This window comes from Halorhodospira abdelmalekii (assembly GCF_016583625.1).
Taxonomy (GTDB): Bacteria; Pseudomonadota; Gammaproteobacteria; order Nitrococcales; family Halorhodospiraceae; genus Halorhodospira; species Halorhodospira abdelmalekii.
Genome location: NZ_NRRN01000001.1, coordinates 30,819 through 53,036 on the forward strand (window position 1 = coordinate 30,819; position 22,218 = coordinate 53,036).

A 22,218-nucleotide genomic window follows, 5' to 3' on the forward strand; every position below is an offset into this window, starting at 1 on the left:
CCTTACCCTTTCAGCATCGCTGCCGACTGCGCCGCGGAAGTGCCCACAGCAAGCTAACGACCCCGCAGAGGCCGAGCACCCAAGTCAGTGTCGAGAGCTCGTCCCATCCGCTCACCGGCTCGCCCTGCTGGGTTAAGACGGCGGCGATGATCAAAGCCCCACCAAGGATGGCCGCGTAGACACGGCGCTGGCTGCGTTCGAGCTCTCCGCGCAGCTGTTCCATTTCGTCGCCGTGGTGCTGAAGTTCACAACGCATGGTGTGCAGATCGTTCAGCCCCCGCTCAAGCCGATTTGGCAACTCGGGGAGTTTTTCGCCCCACTCTGGCAATTGCCGCTGCACCCTACGCCAGACCGCCTGTGGCCCGAGCTCATCGCGCATCCAGCCTTCGAGGAAGGGCTTAGCGGTCGTCCACAGATCTAGATCGGGATAGAGCGTGCGGCCCAAACCTTCGACGTTGAGCAACGTCTTTTGTAGCAGCACCAGCTGCGGTTGGACCTCCATATCGAAACGCCGCCCGGTCTGAAAGAGACGGATCAAGAGCTGGGCGAGCGAGATCTCGTGCAGCGGGCGCTCGAAGATCGGCTCACAGACGGTGCGAATCGCCGCCTCAAGTTCATCGACACGGGTCGTCTCGGCGACCCAGCCCGATTCGACGTGCAGCTCGGCCACGCGGCGGTAATCGCGGTTAAAGAAGGCTAAAAAGTTACCGGCTAAGTAGTGGTGATCGACCGGTGCTAAAGAGCCCATGATGCCGAAGTCGATGGCGATATAGCGCGGTTCCTGTTTACGCTCCGGATCGACGAAGATATTGCCCGGATGCATATCGGCGTGAAAAAAACTGTGCCGGAAGACTTGCGTGAAAAAGATCTCGGTGCCCCGCTCGGCGAGACGCCGCAGATCGATGCCGTGCGCCCGCAATGCCGGAATATCGCTGACCGGGATGCCGTGTACTCGCTCCATGACCAGAACATCCCGGCTGGTATAGCGCCAATGGATCGCCGGTACGTAGAGCAGATCGGAGTCGAGAAAGTTGCGCCGCAGCTGCGAGGCGTTCGCCGCCTCCCGCATCAGGTCGAGCTCGTCGTAGAGGTTCTTCTCAAGTTCAGCGATGATCTCGACCGGATGCAAGCGCTTAGCATCAGGTACGTAGCGCTCGGTCATCCGTGCAGCGGCGTAGAGGAGCTCAAGATCGTGGCCGATTACCGCCCGAATGCCGGGCCGTACTACCTTGACGACGACCGCGGTGCCGTCGTGCAGACGCGCACTGTGGACTTGGGCAATCGATGCTGAGGCGATCGGTGTATCATCAAACTCCGCAAAGAGAGTCGCTAGCGGAGCACCGCAACTGCGCTCGATGATGCGCCGAGCATCCTCGCAAGGAAAGGGAGGCACCCGATTTTGCAGCAGTGCGAGCTCATCGGCGATATCACTTGGCAGTAAATCGCGGCGCGTCGAGAGGATTTGCCCGAGCTTGACGAAGATCGGCCCGAGCTCTTCGAGCGCACAGCGCAGTCGCACGCCGCGCGGCACGCGGTGGCGCCGCGCCCACCGCCACGGCATCAACGGGCCGAGAAAGCGCACTGGGCTGAGCAGCGGGATCGCCAGCACCACCTCGTCGACGCCGTGGCGCAGCATTGCCAGCTGAATGCGCGTCAGCCGAAAGAGTTGTCGAGGGCCGATCATAAAGCGACGGCGCTAGCGGTCAATAGACCCAGCCGGTGTGGATAGCGACCACCCCGGCAGAGAGCAATTTGTACTCACAATCCTCAAAACCGGCTTCGCCCATCATACCAGCCAGGGTCGGTGCATCCGGGTGGACTCGGATCGATTCAGCCAAGTAGCGGTAGCTATCGGCGTCGCTAACGATCAGCCGGCCCATGAACGGCATCACCTTGAAGGAGTAAAAATCGTAAGCCGGACGCAGTGCCGGGATGTAGACGTGGGAGAATTCCAGAATCATCGCCCGACCGCCGGGCCGTAGGATGCGGCGCATCTCGCGCAGCGCCTGCTCCTTATGGGTGACGTTGCGCAAGCCAAAACCGATCGTAACCCGGTCGAAAGAGGCGTCGGGAAAGGGCAGCGACTCGGCGTTACAGAGCGCGTAAGCGGCCCGCTCATCGACCCCCTCATTAATGAATCGATCGCGCCCACGACGCAACATCGCTGCATTGATATCACTGAGGACGACGCGGCCGTCGGCCCCGATGCGATCCAACGCCAAGCGCGCCAGATCACCGGTGCCACCAGCGAGATCAAGGACTTGATGACCGGGACGAAGAAAAGTCTGGGCGATCGCCTGACGTTTCCATAGCCGGTGGAGCCCGGCCGACATCAGATCGTTCATCAAGTCGTAGCGATCGGCCACGGAATCGAAGACGGACCCGACGTGTCGGGCCTTCTCGTTGACCGGAACCTCGCGATAACCAAAATGGGTGGTCTTTTCTTCGCTCACACTCTCTCCCTCAACCTGCGTTGAATCGTCGGCCCGTGCTACAGGATGTAGCGGCTTAAATCTTCGTTGGCTGCCAACCCGGCTAGGTGTTCATCGACATAGGCCGCATCGACGGTGAACTTCCGCCCACTCAGGTCGGCCGCCTCGAAGGAGAGCTGCTCAAGTAGCCGCTCCATGACCGTATGCAGACGTCGGGCACCGATATTCTCTGTCGTCTCGTTGACCTGACGGGCCACCTCAGCGATGCGCCGCACCCCATCATCCGTGATCGTCAACTCAACCCCTTCGGCCGCCATCAACGCCTGGTATTGCGCCACTAGTGAGCTATCCGGTTCCGTCAGAATGCGCACAAACTCCTCGGCGCCCAACGCACTGAGCTCGACCCGGATCGGCAACCGGCCCTGCAACTCCGGAATCAGATCGGAGGGTTTAGCAACATGAAACGCCCCCGAGGCGATAAAGAGAATATGATCGGTGCGCACCATGCCGTGCTTGGTCGAGACGGTCGCCCCCTCGACAAGCGGGAGCAGATCGCGCTGCACCCCCTCCCGTGAGACATCGCCTCCGCCGCTGTGTTCGGCACGTTTGGTGACCTTGTCGATCTCATCGAGAAAGACGATGCCCTGCTGCTCAACCCGCTGTACGGCCTCGGCCTTGATCTCTTCGTCGTTGACGAGTTTGGCTGCCTCTTCATCGCGAAGTACGCGACGCGCCTCGCGAAGCGGCAGTTTGCGGCGCTTGGTGCGCTCTTGGCCGAGGTTGCGGAAGAGGCCCTGCAGTTGGTTCGACATCTCCTCCATTCCGGGAGGAGCCATGATCTCGACACCGGGGCCACCCGCCTGCACCTCGATCTCGATCTCCCGGTCATCGAGATCACCGCTACGGATCTTGCGGCGGAACTTTTCGCGCGTGGCATTTTCGACGCGCTCTGATTCACCACTGCTGCTAGGCCTCGGCAGCAGTGCATCCAAGAGGCGTTCCTCAGCGGCGTACTCAGCCTGCTGACGCATCCGCTGTATCGCCTCTTCGCGGACCAACTTCAGCGCCAAATCGGCCAAATCGCGCACAATCGATTCGACATCACGGCCGACGTAGCCGACCTCAGTAAATTTGGTTGCCTCAACCTTAATAAAGGGAGCACGTGCTAAGCGCGCCAACCGCCGCGCAATCTCGGTCTTGCCGACCCCGGTCGGCCCGATCATTAAGATGTTCTTCGGGGTAATTTCGTTGCGCAGAGGCTCATCGACTTGCATACGCCGCCAACGGTTGCGCAACGCAATGGCAACCGCCCGCTTGGCGTCCGCTTGGCCGACGATGTGCTTATCGAGCTCCTGGACAATCTCCCGAGGGGTCATCGTGGCTTCAGACATGCTTACTGCTCCTCGACCGCCGCATCGGGCAGGGTTTCGATGGTGATATGGTGATTGGTGTAGACGCAGATATCGCCGGCAATCTCAAGGGCGCGTCGGGTAATGGCCGCCGCTGAGAGTTCGGTGCTGCTAACCAGTGCCCGCGCGGCCGCCTGTGCGTAAGGCCCACCAGAACCAACGGCCATTAACTGATCCTCCGGCTCGATGACATCGCCCGTACCGGAAAGCGTCAAGATGGTGCTGTTGTCGGCGACCACCAGTAACGCTTCAAGGCGCCGCAGCACACGATCGGAGCGCCACTCCTTGGCCAATTCGACGGCGGCCCGTGCCAGTTGGCCGTGGTGTTTTTCGAGCTGACCCTCGAAGCGCTCAAAGAGGGTAAAGGCGTCAGCCGTAGCACCGGCAAATCCAGCCAGCACTTGCCCGTGATAGAGCCGCCGCACCTTGCGCGCATTGCCCTTGAGCACGGTGTGACCAAGGGTGACCTGCCCGTCGCCACCGAGGGCAACAGACCCGGCGCGCTGTACGGCTAAGATGGTGGTTCCGTGTAGCTGTTCCAAGGCCTCTCTCCACACTATCAGTCAAACGCTCAGTCATCTTTCCGTGTCTCGGTATCGGGGCGGTGCCGACGAGCCCGAGGGTGGGCACGATCGTAGACCTGAGCAAGGTATTGAAAATCGAGATGGGTGTAGATCTGCGTCGTCGACAGCGCAACGTGGCCGAGCAGTTCTTGGACGGCACGCAGGTTGCCGCTCGACTCCAGCAGATGAGTCGCAAAGGAGTGGCGCAGCATATGCGGGTGCAAATGCCGTGCTACACCGCTATGGCTGGCGAATCGCTGCAGCCGCAGTTGCACACTGCGGGCACCGAGTCGACGGCCGCGGCGACTGACGAAGAGGGCCGCCTCATCGGCGTGGGCGACACCGGGCCGCTGGCGCAGCCACCGCCTCACAGCCTCCCGAGCAATCCGCCCGACCGGCAGCACCCGCTCCTTATCACCTTTGCCGCACACCCGTACTGTACCAGAGGTCAGATCGATGTCCGCCAAATCGAGACCGACCGCCTCACTCAAACGCAGTCCACTGGAGTAGATCAGCTCGAAGATTGCCAGATCGCGCTCATCGAGGATCGCGGCCATCCGTTCTGCTTCATCGCGCGCGTCTGCCACCGCTCTGGGCGCGCCTTGCCGAACCACTCGCTGCCCTTCGCCATCAAAGAGCGCGGCGACTTCGTCGGGATCGAGCGTATGTGGCAACTCTTTTCCCGTGCGCGGCACACTGACATCGACGGCCGGATTGACGGTACAGATCCCTTCGCGCTGTAAGAAGCGAAAGAGGGTGCGAATCGCCGATAAGCGGCGTGCTAGAGTCGTAGCCGAACGTCCTTGCCGGCGCCCCAGGGCGACAAAGGCGCGTACTGTCGTATCGTCTACTTGTCCCCAGTCGGCCAGACCGCGTTCCCAGCAGAAGCGGCCAAAAGCCGTTAAATCGAGTCCGTAATTGTAGCGGGTACGCGCGCTCATGCGTCGCTCATTTGCCAAATAGGCCATAAAACGCTGCAACGGCCCATCATAGGCCGGCGCATCGACTGCACCGCACGCTGTTACCGGTGGATCCGCCCGATCCACGCTGCTCATGCCCCTGTCCGGCCCCCCGCGGAAGCTGGCGTCAGCAGCCGCTGTAAGGTGCGTGCAACGATGGCTCCCAAGCGGCGCAGAAAGACCGTTCCCTGCTCCGGGTGGTAGCGCTGCGCATCACTGCTACCAATCCCCAAGACACCAAGTGGTCGATCCTCATAGAGCGGAACCACAGCCGCACTAGCGATTGTTGATGCAATCTCCGGGAAGAGACGCTCGGCTTGCGCCGTGGAGGGCGGACCGCAAACCGGCCTACCGTCGCTGAGCAACGCTCGGAACGGCTCAAGGGCAGCATCCGCGGGGCCACTGCACAACTCGCCCATGGCCGACTCGGCAGCACACTGCGGCGGACACTCGCCTGGCTCCGCAATCAGTAGTAGACCCACTCCGTCGGCCTGGAACCCCTCGCGCAACCCGGCTCGCAAGCACTCGATAGCAGCCTGCAAATCGGCAGCACGCAACAGCTCTAAGGTCAACTCGTGCAACCGCTCTGCGGTCCTGTCGTTGTAGCGGGCGATGCGTAACAATTCATCCAGGTTATGCCGCAGATCGCTATTCTCGCTTCGCAGTACAGAGACCTGTCGTTCGATCAGCGAACTGGCATCGCCACAGCGGTGGCGCAACTCCAATTGCGCCAGCAGCTGCGGATAGCGCAATAGGAGATCGGGATGCATCGCGAGGTAAGTCGTCACCTCCGCTTCGCTCAATTCGGTCCGCGAGTGGTGCGGTGCGTCTTGACTCACGCTATCGATCTCTACCCCCCCGAGCGACACGCCCTGAACACTTCAACTTGATTCAATCAACCCGACTCTAGGGTAGACAGCGATCCATCCGGAGAGTAGCCCGGTCAATGCGCACTGGTCAGCCGAATCTCGCCACTAAAGACGCTGCGCGCGGGACCAGTCATCCACAACGGCTCCCCGGGGCCGGGCCAGTCTATCACGAGCTGCCCCCCTGGCAACTCGACCGTAACTTGTGCATCCAGCTCCCCCCGGCAGCGGCCGACAACGACAGCAGCACAGGCACCGGTGCCGCACGCTGGGGTCTCCCCCGCTCCGCGTTCGAAGACGCGCAGCCGAATGCGATTGCGCGCGCAGATCTGCATAAAGCCAACATTGACCCGTTTCGGAAAGCGTTCATGCGTTTCGAGCAAGCGGCCTAGCTCAGCGACCGGCGCTTCGCTCACATCGGTTACGCGCAGCACCGCGTGCGGATTGCCAAGCGAGACAGCACCGATGTCGTGTTCGCCGACAGACGTGGCCAGGGTGTAGTGATTCTGTTGGCGCTCGGCGATGAAGGGGATACGAGCCGGGTCAAGCTCAGGCACGCCCATATCGACCCGGATCGTTTCTGCGGTACCGATCTCTACGGTAGTCAGGCGCCCCGGAGTCTCAACGCGCAGAGACACCCCGGAAAAAAGACCGTGATCGACCAGGTAGCGCGCCAGGCAGCGCACCCCGTTGCCACAGTGCTCCGCCTCGCTGCCATCGGCGTTGTAGATCCGATAGCGCACATCGGCTCGCGGGTCGTTCGCCGCTTCGGCCACCAGCACCTGATCACAGCCCACCCCCCGGCGCCGATCGGCTAACGAGCGCACGCTCTGCGGATCAAGGTTGAGCCTCTGCGTAAGGCCGTTGAGCACGACAAAATCGTTGCCCAACGCCTCCATCTTGGTAAATTCCATGATCACTCCGGGCGCACCGTAGTTGCGATCCGATCGCCCTAGCCACCGACCAGGACGGATTCACCACGCATGAGATCGTCGATTGTCTCGCGCCGCCTGATCAGGTGGGCCTGAGCACCGTCGACCAGGACCTCGGGGGCACGGGGACGGCCGTTGTACTGTGAGGCCATCGCCGCACCGTAGGCCCCCGTGCAACGAATCGCCAAGACATCGCCAGGGGCAACAGCCAAGGGGCAGTGGCGGGCGAAGAGATCACTCGATTCACAGATCGGTCCGACCACCTCCCGGTCTCGTATCGGCTCATCGTCCCGGGTGATAAGCGGTTCGATGCGGTGAGCGGCATCGTAGAGTGCCGGTCGCAGATAGTCGTTCATCCCGGCATCGACGATGACCAGATCACGTCCAGCGCTCTGCTTAAGGTACTCCACCCGGGTCAGCAACGCTCCGGCCTCGGCGACGATGGCACGCCCGGGTTCGACCAGCAGTTCAACACCGAGATCGCTCAGAGGAGCCGCAACCGCTGCGATGTGGTTTTGCGGATCGGGAGGCTCCTCATCGACGTAGCGCACCCCGAGCCCGCCACCTACATCGACATGACCCATCGTGATACCGCGTTCGTGCAGCGTACGGACCAACGCTGCAGTGCGTTCAGCCGCCTCGCGCAGCGGAGCCACCGAGAGCAACTGCGAACCGATGTGAAACGCCACCCCCTCCACCGTCAGGTGAGGACTGGCAGCGGCGTGTTGATAGAGCGCCTCCGCCTCATCCAGGGCGATGCCGAACTTACTCTGCGCCAATCCGGTAGCGATGTAGGGGTGGGTCTGAGGATCGATATCGGGGTTAATACGCAGTGCGATCGGCGCCGGGTTTGCCGACTCGGCAGCGATGCCCTCAATGCGCTCCAGCTCGGCAGCGGATTCGACATTAAAACAGCGGATCCCGGCGAGCAGCGCACGGCGAATCTCCTTGACCGTCTTCCCCACGCCGGAGAAGACGATCCGCGCCGGATCGCCGCCGGCACGCAAGACCCGCGCTAGCTCACCGCCAGAGACGATATCGAACCCTGCCCCGCGCTGTGCGAGTAGGCTCAAGATCGCCAACGTCCCGTTCGCTTTAACGGCGTAGCAGAGGCTACCACGCCCGCGTAGGGCCTCTCGATAGGCGTCCCAGCGCACCTCGATCGCGTGGCGAGAGTAGACGTAGCAAGGCGTTCCGAAGCGCTGCGCGATATCGCGCAGTGGCACCGATTCGATCCACAATTCGCCCTCATCGTCACGGCGATAGCCGATGCTCGCACTCATGCCACCTCCTCAGCGGCCGGATCGGGATCCCCTCCAGCCTGCTCCTCCGGCAAGTAGAGATCCGTCTTCTGACCACAGCTCCAGAGCAGTAGTAAAAACGGCACGGACACCAGCCACCAGCGCCAAACTCCCGCCACCCTAGCCTCCTGAACGACTCCTGCTAAAATACCACCCCATTATAGCGGTATGGTGTCACAGTTCGAACGCGCTGGACCACAGCGGTATGGTTACTGTCCGATAACCGCCAGCGCTCGGCCCCAGCCAGCGCCCCGCAAGCAGCGCGGCGCATTTTGAGCCATCGTTACCCATCGTTATACTGATCCAACCATCAACAAAATATGGCGCTGCGTAATGACAGACAATCCTCTTATCGGTTTAGCCGAGCTCGGCCAGAGTGTTTGGTACGACAACATCCATCGCGACCTGTTACCCGACGGGCTGCGTGCGCTCGTCGGCAGTGACCGGCTGTCTGGGGTAACCTCAAATCCTTCTATTTTTCAACAGGCTATAAGCGGCGGGTCGAGCTACGACACGGCGCTTGCAGAGTGGATCGCCGCTGGTGAACGGGAGCCAGAGACCCTCTATGAGCACCTCGCCATAGCCGATATTCGCAGCGCTGCCGATGTCCTGGCCCCGGTCTATTTGGAGACGGGGGGGCGCGACGGTTTCGTCAGTATCGAAGTCGCCCCGCAATTGGCCCACGATGCCGCCGGTACGATCAACGAGGCCCTGCGGCTGAACACGGCGATCGGGCGCGACAACGTCATGATCAAGGTGCCGGCAACATCCGCTGGGATCGAGGCGATTGCTGAGCTAACTGCCCAGGGCCTCTCCGTTAACGCCACGCTGCTCTTCTCCGTCGAACGCTATCGGGCCGTCGCCGAGGCCTATCTGCAAGGCCTGCAGCGCCGGATCGAGGCCGGTGAACCGATCAACCATATCGCCTCGGTCGCAAGCCTCTTTATCAGTCGGATCGATGCTCAGATCGATGCTCAGCTGCTGGAACGGGGCTGCGACGAACTGCTCGGCCAAGCCGCCATCATTAACGCGCGCTGCGCTTACCGTGTCTACCGTGAACTCTTCCATAGCGGCGTCGGCGCTGCGCTTGAGCGCCACGGCGGGCAATCGCAGAGACTGTTGTGGGCCAGTACGGGTGTCAAAGATAAACGCTATCCGCCGACTTACTACGTCGATGCCCTCGCCGCCCCCGAGACCGTGACGACGCTGCCCCCGGCGACTTACGAAGCCTATCGCATCGAGGGCGTACCGAAGCCGCGCCTACTCGAAGATTTAGAGGCGGCTCCGCGGCAGTGGGAGCAACTGCAAGCGGCTGGTATCGACACCGAAGCCGTCTTGGAGAGACTCGAGCAACAAGGGATTGAGGCCTTCGTCAAGGCTCATCAAGGGTTGCTGCAAGATCTAGCGGCCAAGGTCGAGCGCATCGCCGCTGGCTAAGCCGCAATCGTGTTGAGGGGAGGCGAGCAGTGGCCACATACGCAGTCGGTGACATTCAGGGATGCCGAGCTTCACTCGAGCGCCTACTAGATAAGCTGCGTTTCGATCCGACAGCCGATCGCATCTGGTTCGTCGGCGATCTGGTGAACCGCGGTCCCGATTCGCTCGGCGTATTGCGTCTGATACGCAACCAGTTGCAGGATCGGGCAACGGTGGTCCTCGGTAATCACGATATCCACCTCATGTCGGTCTGGAGTGGCCACGGACGATTGAAGAGTTCCGATACGCTGCGCGCAACCCTGAACGCGGCCGATGTCGATGAACTGATTCACTGGTTGCGACATCGTCCGGTCATGCACCTTGATCAAGATCTTGGCTACGCCATGGTGCATGCTGGTCTTCCCCCGGCGTGGAGCGTTGCTGAGGCACAGCTGCGCGCCTGCGAACTCGAAGAGGCACTGCGCGGCGGCATCCCGTTCGATGAGTTTATGGATAAGATCTACGGCAACCTACCAACCCAGTGGTCTGAAGACTTAGAGGGATTTGATCGCTTACGCTTCATCACCAACGCGTTTATGCGCATGCGCTTTACCGATCCTGCCGGGCAGCTCCTGCTCCGCTTTAAGGGTGCTCCTGCTGACGCCCCGCCTAACCACGTCCCGTGGTTTATCGCGCGTCGCCGCCTACGAGTCAGCCGTGACCCGATCAAGCTAATAACCGGTCACTGGTCTCGCCTGGGGTTGTATCAAGATGCCGAACTGCTCAGTATCGACACGGGTTGTCAGTGGGGCAATCAGCTAACAGCGGTACGGCTAGATAGCGAAGAGCCGGAGCTCTGCAGCATCGACTGTTCGACGAGTTGCTAATCTGTTCAAGCTGCCGGTCTAGGCACCAGCGCGTCGCGGCGAGAGGCTGACACCTCGCTGCAACGCGCTGTTTTTTTGTGATCATCATAAAGACGGATCGCTATACCGTTGCTATAGCACAGAGACGGAAGATAAAAATATATGTAGATTATTAAATATATTATTATTATTAGTGCAGTCGGACTCTGGGGATAGCGCGCTTACACGATTGATATATAAAGGTTTAGCCCGCTGAAGAAAAGGTGTGTAAAGCGTTGGCAGGCTGTGGAAAAGCTGTCGATAAAAGTGGGCTTCTTGGGGGGTTGCAGTTGTCCACAGGTTGTTGTGAGGGGTGTGCACAGCATACTCACAGTCGCTTCAATCCACTTTGACGCTCCTGTGAGCACGATAGCGGCCACGCTCGGTGATGATCTCATCAAGGGCGAGATCCCAAGGCTGGCAGGGGATGCGTGATAGACGCTGGCACTCGAAGGCGAGCCCGATCAGACGTGGGTGGCGCCAAGGATGGCGCTTGAGGAAAGCAAAGGTGGTGTCGTAATACCCGCCGCCCATGCCGAGGCGGGTGCCGTGGCGGTCGAATCCGACTAAGGGCAGCAAGACAACATCGAGTGCCGGAGGGGGGCACAGCGGAGTGGTGGCAGGCTCAAGCAAATGGTAGCGATTGCGTTGCAGCGGACCTTCGGGGGTATAACGGCGAAACTGCAACGCTCGCCCGCTGTCTCTCAAGACCGGTAGATAGATCGCTATTCCGTCTTTATGAAGCTGGAATAAGAGTGAGCGGGTGGGGACTTCACCGTCGGCAGCGAGATAGAGCGCAACACGGCGGGCTCCGCGTAGGCGCAGCGTGGTTAGGGTGGTTGTGCAGATGCGCTTCGCGGCACGCTTGCGTAGACCGGGCGAGAGGGCGCGCCGGGTGGCCCGCAGTTTGCGGCGCAATAACTGCTTATCGGCTGCCGAGGTAGCACTCAAGGGATGGCTCAAAAAAAGGGGGATGCAGATTAACCGGTCGATTCAGCTCCCTATTCGCGGGGCTTCGGAGAAGGACACCCCCCGCGGTGCCGTACAGGCCTGCCCTTGAACCCTGGGGTTCAATGAGGGACGAGGGGAACCGCCTTAGGCTTTCCGTTCGTGACGGACATGCACACCGGTCGGCTCACGCCTGGTCCCTTGGGCGTTGCTCTGAGGCTCAAGATGACTCGGCCTGAGCTCGTACACCGCAGGGGATGCCGTACAGACATCATGACTCAGGGTGAGGCGGCTTGCAACCGTTGCGCCTAGATTGCAATAGCCAGTTTCGTGCGGGATGGCTTCGATTGACCGTAAGAGGGCAGCAGTCTATAGTCGGTGGGGGCGAGGAGGTTCTCCAAGTGTCTGATAACTCGATTGAAGAACTAGCGCGCTTGGAGCAACGCATCGACCGGTTGGTGCATGAGTGCGTGCGTTTGCGCGAGGAGAATCACCGGTTACGTCAATCGCAAGAGCAGCTTGCTGCGGATCGGGCCACCTTGCATGAGAAAAACGAGCATGCGCGCGCGCAAATTGAGGCCATGATCAGCCGGCTCAAAGCAATGGAGCAATAGGGCGATGACCGAAGCGGTCAAGGTACGAATCCTCGATCAAGATTACACCATAGCGTGTCCAGAGGAGGCCAGGGAGGGTCTGCTAAGGTCGGCCGACTACGTCGATCGCAGGATGCGCGAGGTTCGCCATAGCGGTAAGGTGGTTGGCACCGATCGAGTGGCGGTCATGGCAGCGCTCAATATTGCCTACGAGTTGTTCGAGGCGCATGTCGAAAATCAACGCATGGCCGATGTGCGTCAGCGTTTAGCGAAGCTGGATGCACGCATCGCCGAGGTCGTTGATGCCCCTGAGTCGCCCCTACCCTCTTCGTCGTCGAAGTCGTCGTCCTAAGCGGGCGGCGAACGGCTGATCGTAAGGTTAAGCACAGAGCGCAGCAGCAGGAGAACCAGCCCTAATGGCTTGGCAAGAGCGTTATGAGGCCACTACGGAGGTGTTGACGGCGGTCGGTGGCTGTGTGGGTGCTGCCGAGAGTCACGGCATGCTCTGCGGTATGCTGGCCACTGGCAAAGAGGTCACTCAGGCTGACTGGATTGCCGAAGTCTTGCGCAATACGCAGCCGCACGGCACGGAGGCGCGTGCTTGCCTAGAGACGTTAACGCTGCTCTACGATGAGACCGCTACGGGGTTGGCAGCGGAGGATTTCGATTTCCAGCTTGTGTTGCCCGCCGATGGGGCGCCACTGAGTGACCGCACGCAAGCATTGGCGAGTTGGTGTAACGGCTTTCTCTTTGGTCTCGGGCGTAACCGCCCCGATCGAGAAGAGGCGGTATGGCCGCGCGAAGTGCACGAGGCCTTAGGCGATATGGCAGAGATCGCCCGATTGACCGGTGAGCCGACAGCCGCGGTAGAAGTCGACGAGGAGGAGGAAGAGGCCTATACCGAATTGGTCGAGTATGTACGGATTGCCGTGCTACTCTGCCGTGAACAGCTGCGGCCGATGTGGATCGATGACGGTCGTGCGGATACTTCAGTGGACATTCAGTAGGTGACAGTGATCGAGACTGGTGCTCCTCCCCGGCTTGCCGACTTGGATGCGCGTATCGCCGAGGCCGCGGTGCGCCGTCAACGGCTCGCTGAGCGACTCGACCCCTACACGGCAGTGGTGCTTCCGGCGGCTCGTGAGCAGCCGCGCAACGGCGATGCCACTTTTCCTTTCCGGCAAGATAGCGATTTTCTCTACCTTACGGCCTTCCCAGAGCCTGAAGCAGTCGCGCTCTTTCTGCCCGGGCGGGCGGATGGCGAGCTGGTTCTTTTCGTGCGCGAGCGTGATCGTGAGCAGGAGCGTTGGGCCGGTTCGCGTTACGGCACCCGGGGCGCTAAGCAGCGATTCGCCGCCGCTGAGGCCTATCCGCTGAGCGAACTCGAGCGCCGTTTGCCGCACCTGTTGGTTGGGCGTGAACGGTTGCTCGCCCCCCTCGGTCGCGATCGGTTCTGGGATGAGCGTTTGATCGCTTGGCTGCACGCGGCGCGCCGCGTGGCCCGCGGTACCGCCCGTAAGCCGCAGCAAATTGAATTGCTCGATGGCACCCTTCACGAGTTGCGCTTGCATAAAGAGCCCGCTGAAATTGAAGCCATCCAACACGCCGCGAGCGTCTCGGCGCTGGCCCATCGCCAGGCGATGCAGAGTGCTGCAGCGGGGGTGCCGGAGTACCGCATCGCGGGTGAGATGCTCGGTCTGTTTCAGCGCTGCGGCGGTGAGGCGGCCTATCCACCGATTGTCGCCAGCGGAGCGAACGCCTGTACCTTGCACTACGTCAGCAACCAGCGCGTGTTGCGCAACGGTGATCTGCTGCTGATTGATGCAGGCGCCGAGCTTAACGGCTATGCTGCCGACATTACGCGAACGTTTCCAGTCAACGGTGCCTTCAGCGGCGAGCAGCGAGCGGTCTACGAGATCGTACTGGCCGCTCAGCGAGCCGCGCTTGAGCAGCTTGACGTCGGCTCTCCCTTTACGGCCTTCCACGACGCTGCTACGCGGGTGTTGGTGCAGGGCATGATCGATCTCGGGTGGTTGCACGGCGAGGTCGATGGTTTGATCGAGCAAGGCGAGCAGCGACGCTTCTATCCCCATCACACCGGACATTGGCTGGGTATGGATGTTCACGACGTCGGCCAGGCTGCCTGCGCCGAGCAGTGGCGTGTATTGGCTCCCGGTATGGTGTTGACCGTCGAACCGGGCCTCTATTGCCCGCCGCGCAGCAAAGGCGTCGACCGACGTTGGCACGGTATTGGGGTTCGTATTGAAGATGATGTCTGGATGGGCGATGGCGGCCCACAAATCTTAACGGCGGAGGCCCCGAAGGGGGTTGCCGAGATCGAGGCGTGGATGGCTGCTGACGAACGGTCGGTCTGAAGGGAGCAACAGAGTGGCAGGGCTTGTCAGCAGCTAACAAGAATCATTATCATCATTCCTCCTTTTAAAAATAGCCACTACGAGGTCGAAGACGATGACCCAGGGTTTACGCGTGGCACTGGTTTGCTGCGCCGCCGTTGCCACGGCGGGTAGCCTGCTCGGCTGTGCCGAAGTACAGCGTGAGGACGAGATTACGGTCTATTCGGCACGCCAAGAGCACCTGATCAAGCCTATCTTCGAGCGATTCAGTGAAGAGACCGGGATCTCGGTGCGCTACGTCACCGATCAGGCCGGACCGCTGATGGAGCGGCTCAGGGCGGAAGGAGAGCGCACGCCTGCAGACGTATTGATGACGGTCGATGCCGGCAACCTTCACCAAGCAACGGTCAACGGGCTGCTCGCACCGCTGGAGTCGGCGAGATTGCAAGAGCGTATCCCCGAGCACCTCCGCGATCCAGAGGGGCACTGGTACGGTCTCTCAGTGCGGGCACGCCCCATTCTCTATAGTACCGAGCGGGTCGATCCCGAGGAGCTGTCGACTTACGAAGCGCTTGCTGATGAGAAGTGGGAGGGGCGGCTTTGTCTGCGCACCTCGCAGATGGTCTACAATCAGTCGCTTGTCGCGATGCTGCTCTACCATTTGGGTACGGAGCAGACCACCGAGGTGGTCGAAGGATGGGTCGCCAATTTGGCAACGGCGCCCTTCTCCAACGATACTGCGGTGCTTGAGGCGATCGCCGCTGGGCAGTGCGATGTCGGCATTACCAACACCTACTATCTGGGACGAATCCTGGCGGATAAGCCCGACTTTCCAGTCACCGTCTTCTGGCCCAACCAGGAGGATCGTGGGGCGCATGTGAACGTCTCGGGAGCGGGGATTACCCGCCACGCCAATAATCCCGAACAGGCGCAGCAGCTGCTCGAGTGGCTAGTGGGTGACGAGGCACAGCAGCAGTTTGCCGCACTCAATCGGGAGTACCCAGTCGTCGAAGAGTTGGAGCCCGATTCGATCGTGGCGGAGTGGGGGACGTTCAAGGCCGATACCATCAATGTTAGCGAGGCGGGCCGTTTGCAGCGTGAGGCCAGTATGTTGATGGACCGGGCTGGCTATCGTTAGGCGCTGATCTTGAGTCTGCGTACGCTGCCCCCCCGGCTACGCTGGCCCCCGATGGCTCGGATCTGGCAACAGATCGGTCCCTGGCGGCTCTTTGCAGTGGTCGCCGGGGGCTTGCTCTTTGCACCCATCCTGGTGACTTTGGCCGGCTGGTTGAGCCCTGATCACGAGGTCTGGCAGCATCTCGTCGATACCCTGTTGGTGGAGATCCTGCGCAATACACTGATCCTGATCCTCGGGGTTGGCGCACTGGTCATCTGCCTTGGCGTCGGTTTGGCGTGGCTGACCGCGGTCTGTGACTTCCCGGGGCGGCGTTTCTTTGACTGGGCGCTGATGCTTCCCCTGGCGATGCCGGCCTACGTCTTGGCCTTCGTCGTGGTCGGCTTTTTCGAGTACGCCGGACCGTTGCAGTCCTCTCTACGCGATCTCTTCGGCGGTGATTTCCAACTGCCGTCGATCCGTTCGGCCCCCGGTATCGTGCTGGTTATGGGGCTGGTCTTTTACCCCTACGTCTACATGCTGACACGGGCCGCCTTTCTGACCCAGGGGCGGACTTCTTTAGAGGCGGCACGCATCCATGGGTTAGGGCCGTGGCGGGCCTTTTTCCGGGTGGGATTGCCGATGGCGCGTCCGGCGATTGCCGCCGGGACCGCCCTGGCACTGATGGAGACGCTGGCCGATTTCGGTGCCGTATCGGTTTTCGGTTTCCAGACCTTCACTACCGCGATCTACCGGGCTTGGTTTGGCTTTTTCAGTATTGAGGCGGCTGCTCAGCTGGCTTCCATCCTCTTGTTGATTATCTTGTTGGGGCTGTGGCTGGAACGACGTGCTCGCGGTCGGGCGCGGTTTGGGCAAGAGACGGCGCGACGCCTCGAACGAATTCAGCTGCGCGGTTGGCGGCGTTGGGCCGCCACCGCGGCGGCGGGTACGGTGCTGGCGCTGGGCTTTATCCTGCCGGTTGCTCAGCTGCTGATTTGGGCCTTTGGCGACGTCTCCAGTATCGATTCGGCCTATTTCGGATTAATTCGCAATACTCTGATACTCGGGGGGATTGCGGCGCTGCTGACGGTGACCATCGCGTTGCTGTTGGCGTATGCGCGACGCGTGCACACCGATCCTTGGACGCAGCGTGCGGTGACGGCGGCGACCCTCGGTTACGCCCTGCCCGGCTCCGTGCTGGCGGTCGGCATCATGCTTTCGTTGACCTGGCTCGATCATGCGCTGGCGGCTGGGCTGCCCGCTTGGGATGGGCTTGGCACGACCTTTCTTGCCGGCAGCGTCGTGGCTCTGATCATGGCCTACATTGTGCGTTTCATGGCCGTTGCCTACGGTACGGTCGATAGCAGCCTGGAGCGTATTCGGCCAGCGCTGCGCGATGCGGCGCGCAGCCTCGGGGCGAGCGAGCGCGAAGTCGTTCGGCGCGTCTATGTGCCGATCCTCACCCCGGGGCTGTTGACCGCATTGCTGCTCGTCGGTGTCGATGTTATGAAGGAGATGCCGGCGACCCTCCTGCTGCGCCCGTTCGGCTGGGACACCTTAGCGGTCCGTATCTTTGAGATGACCGTCGAGGGGCAGTGGGAGCGTGCTGCCCTGCCGGCGATCGCGCTGGTAGCAGTGGGTCTGTTGCCGGTCATTTTGCTCGTTCGTGGCTCAGCGCGAGGGCAGTAAGCCGAGGGGGTGTTAGGCCCCGGTGCGCGCACGCGGGCTTCGCAGAGGGGGCTGGTGGCGGCGGCGATTTGTGATCGGCGCCCCTTTGTGCGTATAGTATCGCGCTTACCCCTGTTAGCTACATAGTTGCACATGTCGCAAAAGACCCCACTTTATGACCAGCACGTAGCAGCCGGTGCCCGCATGGTCGACTTCGCCGGTTGGGCGATGCCGCTGCACTACGGTTCGCAGCTCGCCGAGCATGAGCGCGTGCGCACCGGGTGTGGGCTCTTCGATGTCTCGCACATGCTGGTCACCGATCTGCCAGCGGCAGCGCGCGGTATGCTGCGCACTCTGCTGGCCAACGATGTAGCCAAGCTCGACGAGCGCCCCGGGCATGCCCTCTACAGTTGCCTGCTCAACCCGCAGGGCGGGGTGATTGACGATTTGATCGTCTATCACCGTGAGGAGGGCGGCTACCGGATCGTCTCCAATGCGGCAACGCGCGAGACGGTCGCCGAGCAACTGTCTGTAGCGGCCGCGCGGGCGGGGATTGCCTGTCAGGTGCGCGACGATCTAGCCCTGATCGCGGTACAAGGCCCGCAGGCGGTCGGTCTGCTTGAGCGCTGCTACGGCGATGCGGCGGCTCCGCTGCTGGCCCTCAAACCCTTCGGTTGCCACCAACTCGGGGCGCTCTTTTGTGGCCGTACCGGCTACACCGGAGAGGACGGTTTTGAGATCGCCTTGCCGGCGGAGCAGGCCAGCGAACTGTGGCAACGCCTCCAAGAGCTGGGGGCTGCGCCGTGTGGTTTGGGCGCGCGCGACAGTTTACGACTGGAGGCTGGGCTAAACCTCAACGGCAACGAGATGGATGAGACGATCTCTCCGCTCGAAGCCGGTCTGGGCTGGACCGTGGCGTGGGAGCCGAGCGAGCGCGACTTTACCGGACGCGCAGCGCTGGAGCAGCAGCGGGCCCAGGGGTTGGCATGCCGTCTGGTCGGCTTGGTTCTCGACGGGCGTGCTCCGGCCCGTGCTGGTTACCTCGTGCAGACCGAGGCCGGCGATGGGGTGGTGACCAGTGGTGGTTACGCCCCCACCCTCGGTGGTCCTATCGCGCTTGCCCGCATACCGCGTCAAGCTGACGAGGAGACGTGTCAAGTCGTGATCCGCGGCCGCCCGGTGAGTGCCCGCATTGTTCGTCCCCCTTTTGTTCGCCACGGTAGGGTGCGTGTCTGACGGAATGCCCGCACTGCGCTGCAGAGGGTATTGAGGGCCAGCCGACATCCACTTTGAACCGCGAGGAGCACTTCTGATGACCCAGGTTCCTAACGATCTGAAATATACGCAAAACCACGAGTGGGTTCGTCTCGAAGGGGATGGACAAGTCACCATCGGTGTTACCGACCATGCGCAAGAGTCCCTTGGCGATCTTGTCTTTGTCGAGCCGCCCGAGGCCGGTGCGATCGTTCGCGCTGAAGAGGCGTGCGCGGTGGTCGAGTCGGTTAAGGCAGCCTCCGACGTCTATACCCCGGTCTCTGGGGAAGTGGTCGAGATCAATGAGACGCTGGCCGACAGCCCGGAGCTGATCAACACCGACCCCTATGGGGAGGGTTGGATCATGCGCATCCAACTGGCCGATGCCAGCGAACTCGATACACTGCTCGATGCTGCCGCCTACCAGGAGTTGATTGCTGACGAGGGTTAAGAGTCACTGACCCCAACGGGACACCTGCCATGCCTTTCGTACCGCATACACCGGAAGAGATTCAAGAGATGCTCGATACCATCGGTGTCGAGCGACTCGATGAGCTCTTCGATGAGATTCCGTCCGCGTTGCTGGGTGCACAGCTCGACGCCATTCCCGAGGGGATGGGCGAGATGGAGGTCGCTCAGCTGATGCGCGCGCGCGCGGCACAAGATGTACCGCTGACTTGTTTCGCTGGCGCTGGAGCGTACGAGCACCATATCCCCGCCGCCGTTTGGGAGGTGACGACCCGAGGCGAGTTCTACAGCGCCTATACGCCGTATCAGGCCGAGGCCTCGCAAGGTACGCTGCAGCAGATCTACGAGTTCCAGACGATGATCTCGGAGCTGACCGGTCTCTACGCCGCGAATGCCTCTTTGTATGATGGGGCAACGGCGCTGGCCGAGGCTGTGCTGATGGCGGTGCGCGCCAATCGCAAGGTTAAGAGTAAGCGGGTGCTGATCCCGCGTAGCGTACACCCGCGTTATCGGCAAGTAGTCGAGACTGTAGTCACCGCGCAGGGCATTGAGCTGATCGATGCACCGCTCGATGATACGGTCGGTCGCGTCGATGCCGAAGCGCTGGGGCGTTTCGAAGATCAGCCCTTTGCCGCTGTGGTGATCCCACAGCCGAACTTTTTTGGCGCTCTGGAAGAGGTCGATCGTCTGACCGACTGGGCGCACGGGCTTGGCGCTTTGGCGATCGGCGTGTGCAACCCGGTTGCCCTCGCTGTGCTGAGCCCGCCGGGCGAATGGGGCAGCGCCGGGGTCGATATCGTCTGTGGCGAGGGACAACCGCTCGGTATCCCGCTGGCCTCCGGAGGCCCCTACTTCGGCTACATGGCAACCCGCAAAGAGCACGTCCGGCAGCTGCCGGGACGGGTGGTGGGGCGCACCGTCGATCTCGATGGCCGTACCGGGTTCACGCTAACCTTGCAGGCGCGCGAGCAACATATCCGGCGCTCCAAGGCGACCTCGAACATCTGTACGAACCAGGGCCTGATGGCGACTGCGGCAACCATCTACATGGCGCTGCTCGGTAGCGAGGGTCTAGCGCGCGTTGCCGCGATGTGCCATGAGCGGACGCGCGAACTCGTGCAGCGACTCACTGCCATTGATGGCGTCGAGCGGCTTTACGACGGCCCGTTTTTCCACGAAGTGCCGTTGCGCCTGCCACGGCCGGCTGCCGAAGTGCTCAAGCAGCTAGCGGCACACGGTGTGCTGGGTGGTTACGATCTCGGCCGTGACTACGCCGAGTTGGGGTCGGTGCTACTGGTCTGCGCCACCGAGATGCGCACCAGCGCCGAGATCGATCATTATGCAGCGCTCCTGCAAGAGATCCTTCATGGCGATGCTGCGGTAGCGCGCAGTTCGGGCTAGCGTTACCTCTGACGTGTCTGTACGCGAGCACGGGCGGTCGCGCCCGTGTGGGGTGGCCTGGGATCGGTGTCGCGAGGCCGCCCCGGCAGCCCGTGCCCGTGCTACCACCAGATGATCAAGATCGGGTGATTGCTCCAGGTCTTCTGCGATGTCTAAGGAGTCAGAAGCCGTGCTTATATACGATATCAGCCGTCCCGGACGGCGCGCCTTTGCGCAGGCGCCCTACCGGGAGCCGAGCGCCGATAGCCTGCCGCGGCGGTTTCGGCGCCAATCTCCGCCGCGCCTGCCGCAGGTCTCTGAGCTGGAGGTTGTTCGGCACTATACGCGTCTGTCGCAGAAAAATTTCTCGATCGATACGCACTTCTATCCGCTCGGGTCGTGCACCATGAAGTACAACCCGCGCGGGGCCAATCAGCTGGCTATGTTGCCGCAGTTTCTCGGGCGCCACCCGCTCGCGCCCGATACTCATGGACAGGGGGTGTTGGCCTGCCTCTACGAGTTGCAACAAGAGCTGGCGGTTGTCACTGGCATGGATGAGGTCGCCCTCTCGGTCATGGCCGGTGCGCAAGGCGAGTTGGCCGGCGTGGCGATGATCCGCGCATACCATGAGGCGCGGGGCGACACGGCGCGAACCGAGATCCTTGTGCCCGATGCGGCGCACGGCACCAATCCAGCGACCGCGACGATGTGTGGCTATAAGGTGCGTGAGATCCCGACTGGTGCCGACGGCGATGTCGACATGGCGGCACTCGATACTGCACTCGGTCCGCAAACGGCCGGAATCATGCTGACCAATCCGTCGACCGTGGGCGTCTTCGAGCGTCGCATCCAAGAGATTGCAGCGCGAGTCCACGAGGCTGGTGGACTGCTCTACTACGACGGCGCCAACCTGAACGCCATCCTCGGTAAGGCCCGCCCGGGCGATATGGGCTTCGACGTCATCCATCTTAATCTGCACAAGACCTTCTCCACCCCGCACGGCGGTGGTGGTCCTGGGGCGGGTGCTGTCGGCGTCAATCAGCGCTTGCTGCCCTATTTGCCGTTGCCGCGCGTCGGCCAGGAGAAGGGGGATCGTTACCGCTGGCTTACCGAGGCCGATTGCCCAGAGTCGATTGGGCGTCTCGGTACGTTCGGCGGCAACATCGGCATCTTGCTGCGTGCCTATGCTTATCTGCGGATGTTGGGGCGTGACGGTATGGTGCGGGTTGCCGACTACTCGACGCTCAGCGCGAACTACCTGATGAAACGTCTCCAAGCCGAAGGCTTTACGGTCGCCTATCCAGAGCGTCGTGCGAGTCACGAGTTCATCGTCAGTCTTAAGAAGGAGGCTAAGGAACTCGGTGTCAACGCGATGGATTTTGCCAAGCGCCTCCTCGATCTCGGCTACCACGCACCGACGACTTACTTCCCGTTGCTGATTCCCGAGGCCCTGCTCATCGAGCCAACGGAGACCGAATCAAAACGCGAACTCGATGGTTTCGTCGAAGCGATGGTGCGCATTCGTAAAGAGGCCGAGGAGGATCCCGACGCCGTTAAGGGGGCCCCGTATCGTTTACCGGTCCGCCGTCTCGACGATGTCCGTGCCGCTCGTGATCTCGATCTGCGTTGGGAAGAACACTCATAAAGGAGGATTCT

At 61.6% G+C, this 22,218-nt stretch carries 22 protein-coding genes and 1 other RNA gene; 12 read left to right on the forward strand and 11 right to left on the reverse strand.

Translation table 11 applies throughout. The features are described 5' to 3' along the window. Positions 1–10 precede the first annotated feature (10 nt). The 9 genes from ubiB to CKO15_RS00185 form a co-directional block, all read right to left on the reverse strand. Positions 11–1,684 (reverse strand): ubiquinone biosynthesis regulatory protein kinase UbiB, encoded by a 1,674-nt coding sequence (gene ubiB, locus CKO15_RS00145; protein WP_200191279.1) that lies wholly within the window; start codon positions 1,682–1,684, stop codon positions 11–13. Positions 1,685–1,703: 19 nt separating this feature from the next. Further along, positions 1,704–2,453 (reverse strand): ubiquinone/menaquinone biosynthesis methyltransferase, encoded by a 750-nt coding sequence (locus CKO15_RS00150; protein WP_200191281.1) that lies wholly within the window; start codon positions 2,451–2,453, stop codon positions 1,704–1,706. 38 nt (positions 2,454–2,491) lie between these two features. Further along, a complete protein-coding gene (hslU, locus tag CKO15_RS00155; protein WP_200191283.1) occupies positions 2,492–3,823 on the reverse strand; it encodes an ATP-dependent protease ATPase subunit HslU in 1,332 nt (443 codons plus the stop codon). Between the two features lie 2 nt (positions 3,824–3,825). After that, entirely contained in the window at positions 3,826–4,383 is a 558-nt protein-coding gene (hslV, locus tag CKO15_RS00160; protein WP_200191285.1) for an ATP-dependent protease subunit HslV, read from the reverse strand. 29 nt (positions 4,384–4,412) lie between these two features. Beyond that, a complete protein-coding gene (locus CKO15_RS00165) occupies positions 4,413–5,459 on the reverse strand; it encodes a tyrosine recombinase XerC (protein WP_200191287.1) in 1,047 nt (348 codons plus the stop codon). Next, a complete protein-coding gene (locus CKO15_RS00170; protein ID WP_200191289.1) occupies positions 5,456–6,202 on the reverse strand; it encodes a DUF484 family protein in 747 nt (248 codons plus the stop codon). Before CKO15_RS00170 ends, CKO15_RS00165 begins: the two co-directional genes overlap by 4 nt. Positions 6,203–6,306: 104 nt before the next feature. Then, positions 6,307–7,149, reverse strand: a complete 843-nt coding sequence (gene dapF / locus CKO15_RS00175) for a diaminopimelate epimerase (RefSeq protein ID WP_200191291.1) — start codon at positions 7,147–7,149, stop codon at positions 6,307–6,309. Between the two features lie 32 nt (positions 7,150–7,181). Next, entirely contained in the window at positions 7,182–8,444 is a 1,263-nt protein-coding gene (gene lysA / locus CKO15_RS00180) for a diaminopimelate decarboxylase (RefSeq protein ID WP_200191293.1), read from the reverse strand. Continuing rightward, positions 8,441–8,581 carry a lipoprotein gene (locus CKO15_RS00185; RefSeq protein ID WP_200191295.1) on the reverse strand — a complete coding sequence of 47 codons (141 nt, stop codon included), beginning with the start codon at positions 8,579–8,581 and terminating at the stop codon, positions 8,441–8,443. The genes lysA and CKO15_RS00185 overlap by 4 nt, the downstream gene beginning before the upstream one ends. A 214-nt stretch (positions 8,582–8,795) precedes the next feature. Between CKO15_RS00185 and tal the strand changes: the two genes are divergently transcribed. Further along, complete coding sequence (tal, locus tag CKO15_RS00190) at positions 8,796–9,899, forward strand: transaldolase (RefSeq protein ID WP_200191297.1); 1,104 nt, start codon at positions 8,796–8,798, stop codon at positions 9,897–9,899. 29 nt (positions 9,900–9,928) lie between these two features. Further along, entirely contained in the window at positions 9,929–10,765 is an 837-nt protein-coding gene (locus CKO15_RS00195) for a symmetrical bis(5'-nucleosyl)-tetraphosphatase (RefSeq protein ID WP_200191299.1), read from the forward strand. 357 nt (positions 10,766–11,122) lie between these two features. On the opposite strand, the gene CKO15_RS00200 is transcribed toward CKO15_RS00195, so the two are convergent. Together CKO15_RS00200 and ssrS are read right to left on the reverse strand one after the other, a co-directional pair. Then, positions 11,123–11,734, reverse strand: a complete 612-nt coding sequence (locus tag CKO15_RS00200) for a 5-formyltetrahydrofolate cyclo-ligase (RefSeq protein WP_242464436.1) — start codon at positions 11,732–11,734, stop codon at positions 11,123–11,125. 74 nt (positions 11,735–11,808) lie between these two features. Continuing rightward, a non-coding RNA gene (gene ssrS, locus CKO15_RS00205) (6S RNA) lies at positions 11,809–11,991 on the reverse strand. A gap of 141 nt (positions 11,992–12,132) precedes the next feature. Between ssrS and CKO15_RS00210 the strand changes: the two genes are divergently transcribed. The 10 genes from CKO15_RS00210 to gcvPB all read left to right on the forward strand — a co-directional run bounded on the left by CKO15_RS00210 (position 12,133) and on the right by gcvPB (position 22,207). Beyond that, positions 12,133–12,345 carry a TIGR02449 family protein gene (locus tag CKO15_RS00210; protein WP_200191301.1) on the forward strand — a complete coding sequence of 71 codons (213 nt, stop codon included), beginning with the start codon at positions 12,133–12,135 and terminating at the stop codon, positions 12,343–12,345. 4 nt (positions 12,346–12,349) lie between these two features. Then, the gene (locus tag CKO15_RS00215) at positions 12,350–12,676 is read left to right on the forward strand and encodes a cell division protein ZapA (protein ID WP_200191303.1); all 327 of its coding nucleotides are present in this window, start codon (positions 12,350–12,352) and stop codon (positions 12,674–12,676) included. A gap of 64 nt (positions 12,677–12,740) precedes the next feature. Further along, positions 12,741–13,331, forward strand: a complete 591-nt coding sequence (locus CKO15_RS00220) for a UPF0149 family protein (RefSeq protein ID WP_200191305.1) — start codon at positions 12,741–12,743, stop codon at positions 13,329–13,331. Between the two features lie 6 nt (positions 13,332–13,337). Next, positions 13,338–14,699 (forward strand): aminopeptidase P N-terminal domain-containing protein, encoded by a 1,362-nt coding sequence (locus CKO15_RS00225; protein ID WP_338035962.1) that lies wholly within the window; start codon positions 13,338–13,340, stop codon positions 14,697–14,699. A 94-nt stretch (positions 14,700–14,793) separates the two neighbouring features. After that, complete coding sequence (locus CKO15_RS00230; RefSeq protein ID WP_200191307.1) at positions 14,794–15,816, forward strand: Fe(3+) ABC transporter substrate-binding protein; 1,023 nt, start codon at positions 14,794–14,796, stop codon at positions 15,814–15,816. A 51-nt stretch (positions 15,817–15,867) separates the two neighbouring features. Next, complete coding sequence (locus CKO15_RS00235; RefSeq protein WP_242464437.1) at positions 15,868–17,481, forward strand: ABC transporter permease; 1,614 nt, start codon at positions 15,868–15,870, stop codon at positions 17,479–17,481. A gap of 132 nt (positions 17,482–17,613) precedes the next feature. Beyond that, positions 17,614–18,696: a glycine cleavage system aminomethyltransferase GcvT gene (gene gcvT, locus CKO15_RS00240; RefSeq protein ID WP_200191309.1), complete on the forward strand. Its 1,083-nt coding sequence runs from the start codon at positions 17,614–17,616 to the stop codon at positions 18,694–18,696. A gap of 76 nt (positions 18,697–18,772) precedes the next feature. Continuing rightward, positions 18,773–19,165: a glycine cleavage system protein GcvH gene (gene gcvH, locus CKO15_RS00245; RefSeq protein ID WP_200191311.1), complete on the forward strand. Its 393-nt coding sequence runs from the start codon at positions 18,773–18,775 to the stop codon at positions 19,163–19,165. A gap of 29 nt (positions 19,166–19,194) precedes the next feature. Beyond that, a complete protein-coding gene (gcvPA, locus tag CKO15_RS00250; protein WP_200191313.1) occupies positions 19,195–20,583 on the forward strand; it encodes an aminomethyl-transferring glycine dehydrogenase subunit GcvPA in 1,389 nt (462 codons plus the stop codon). 148 nt (positions 20,584–20,731) lie between these two features. After that, positions 20,732–22,207: an aminomethyl-transferring glycine dehydrogenase subunit GcvPB gene (gcvPB, locus tag CKO15_RS00255; protein WP_207123697.1), complete on the forward strand. Its 1,476-nt coding sequence runs from the start codon at positions 20,732–20,734 to the stop codon at positions 22,205–22,207. Positions 22,208–22,218: the final 11 nt, after the last annotated feature.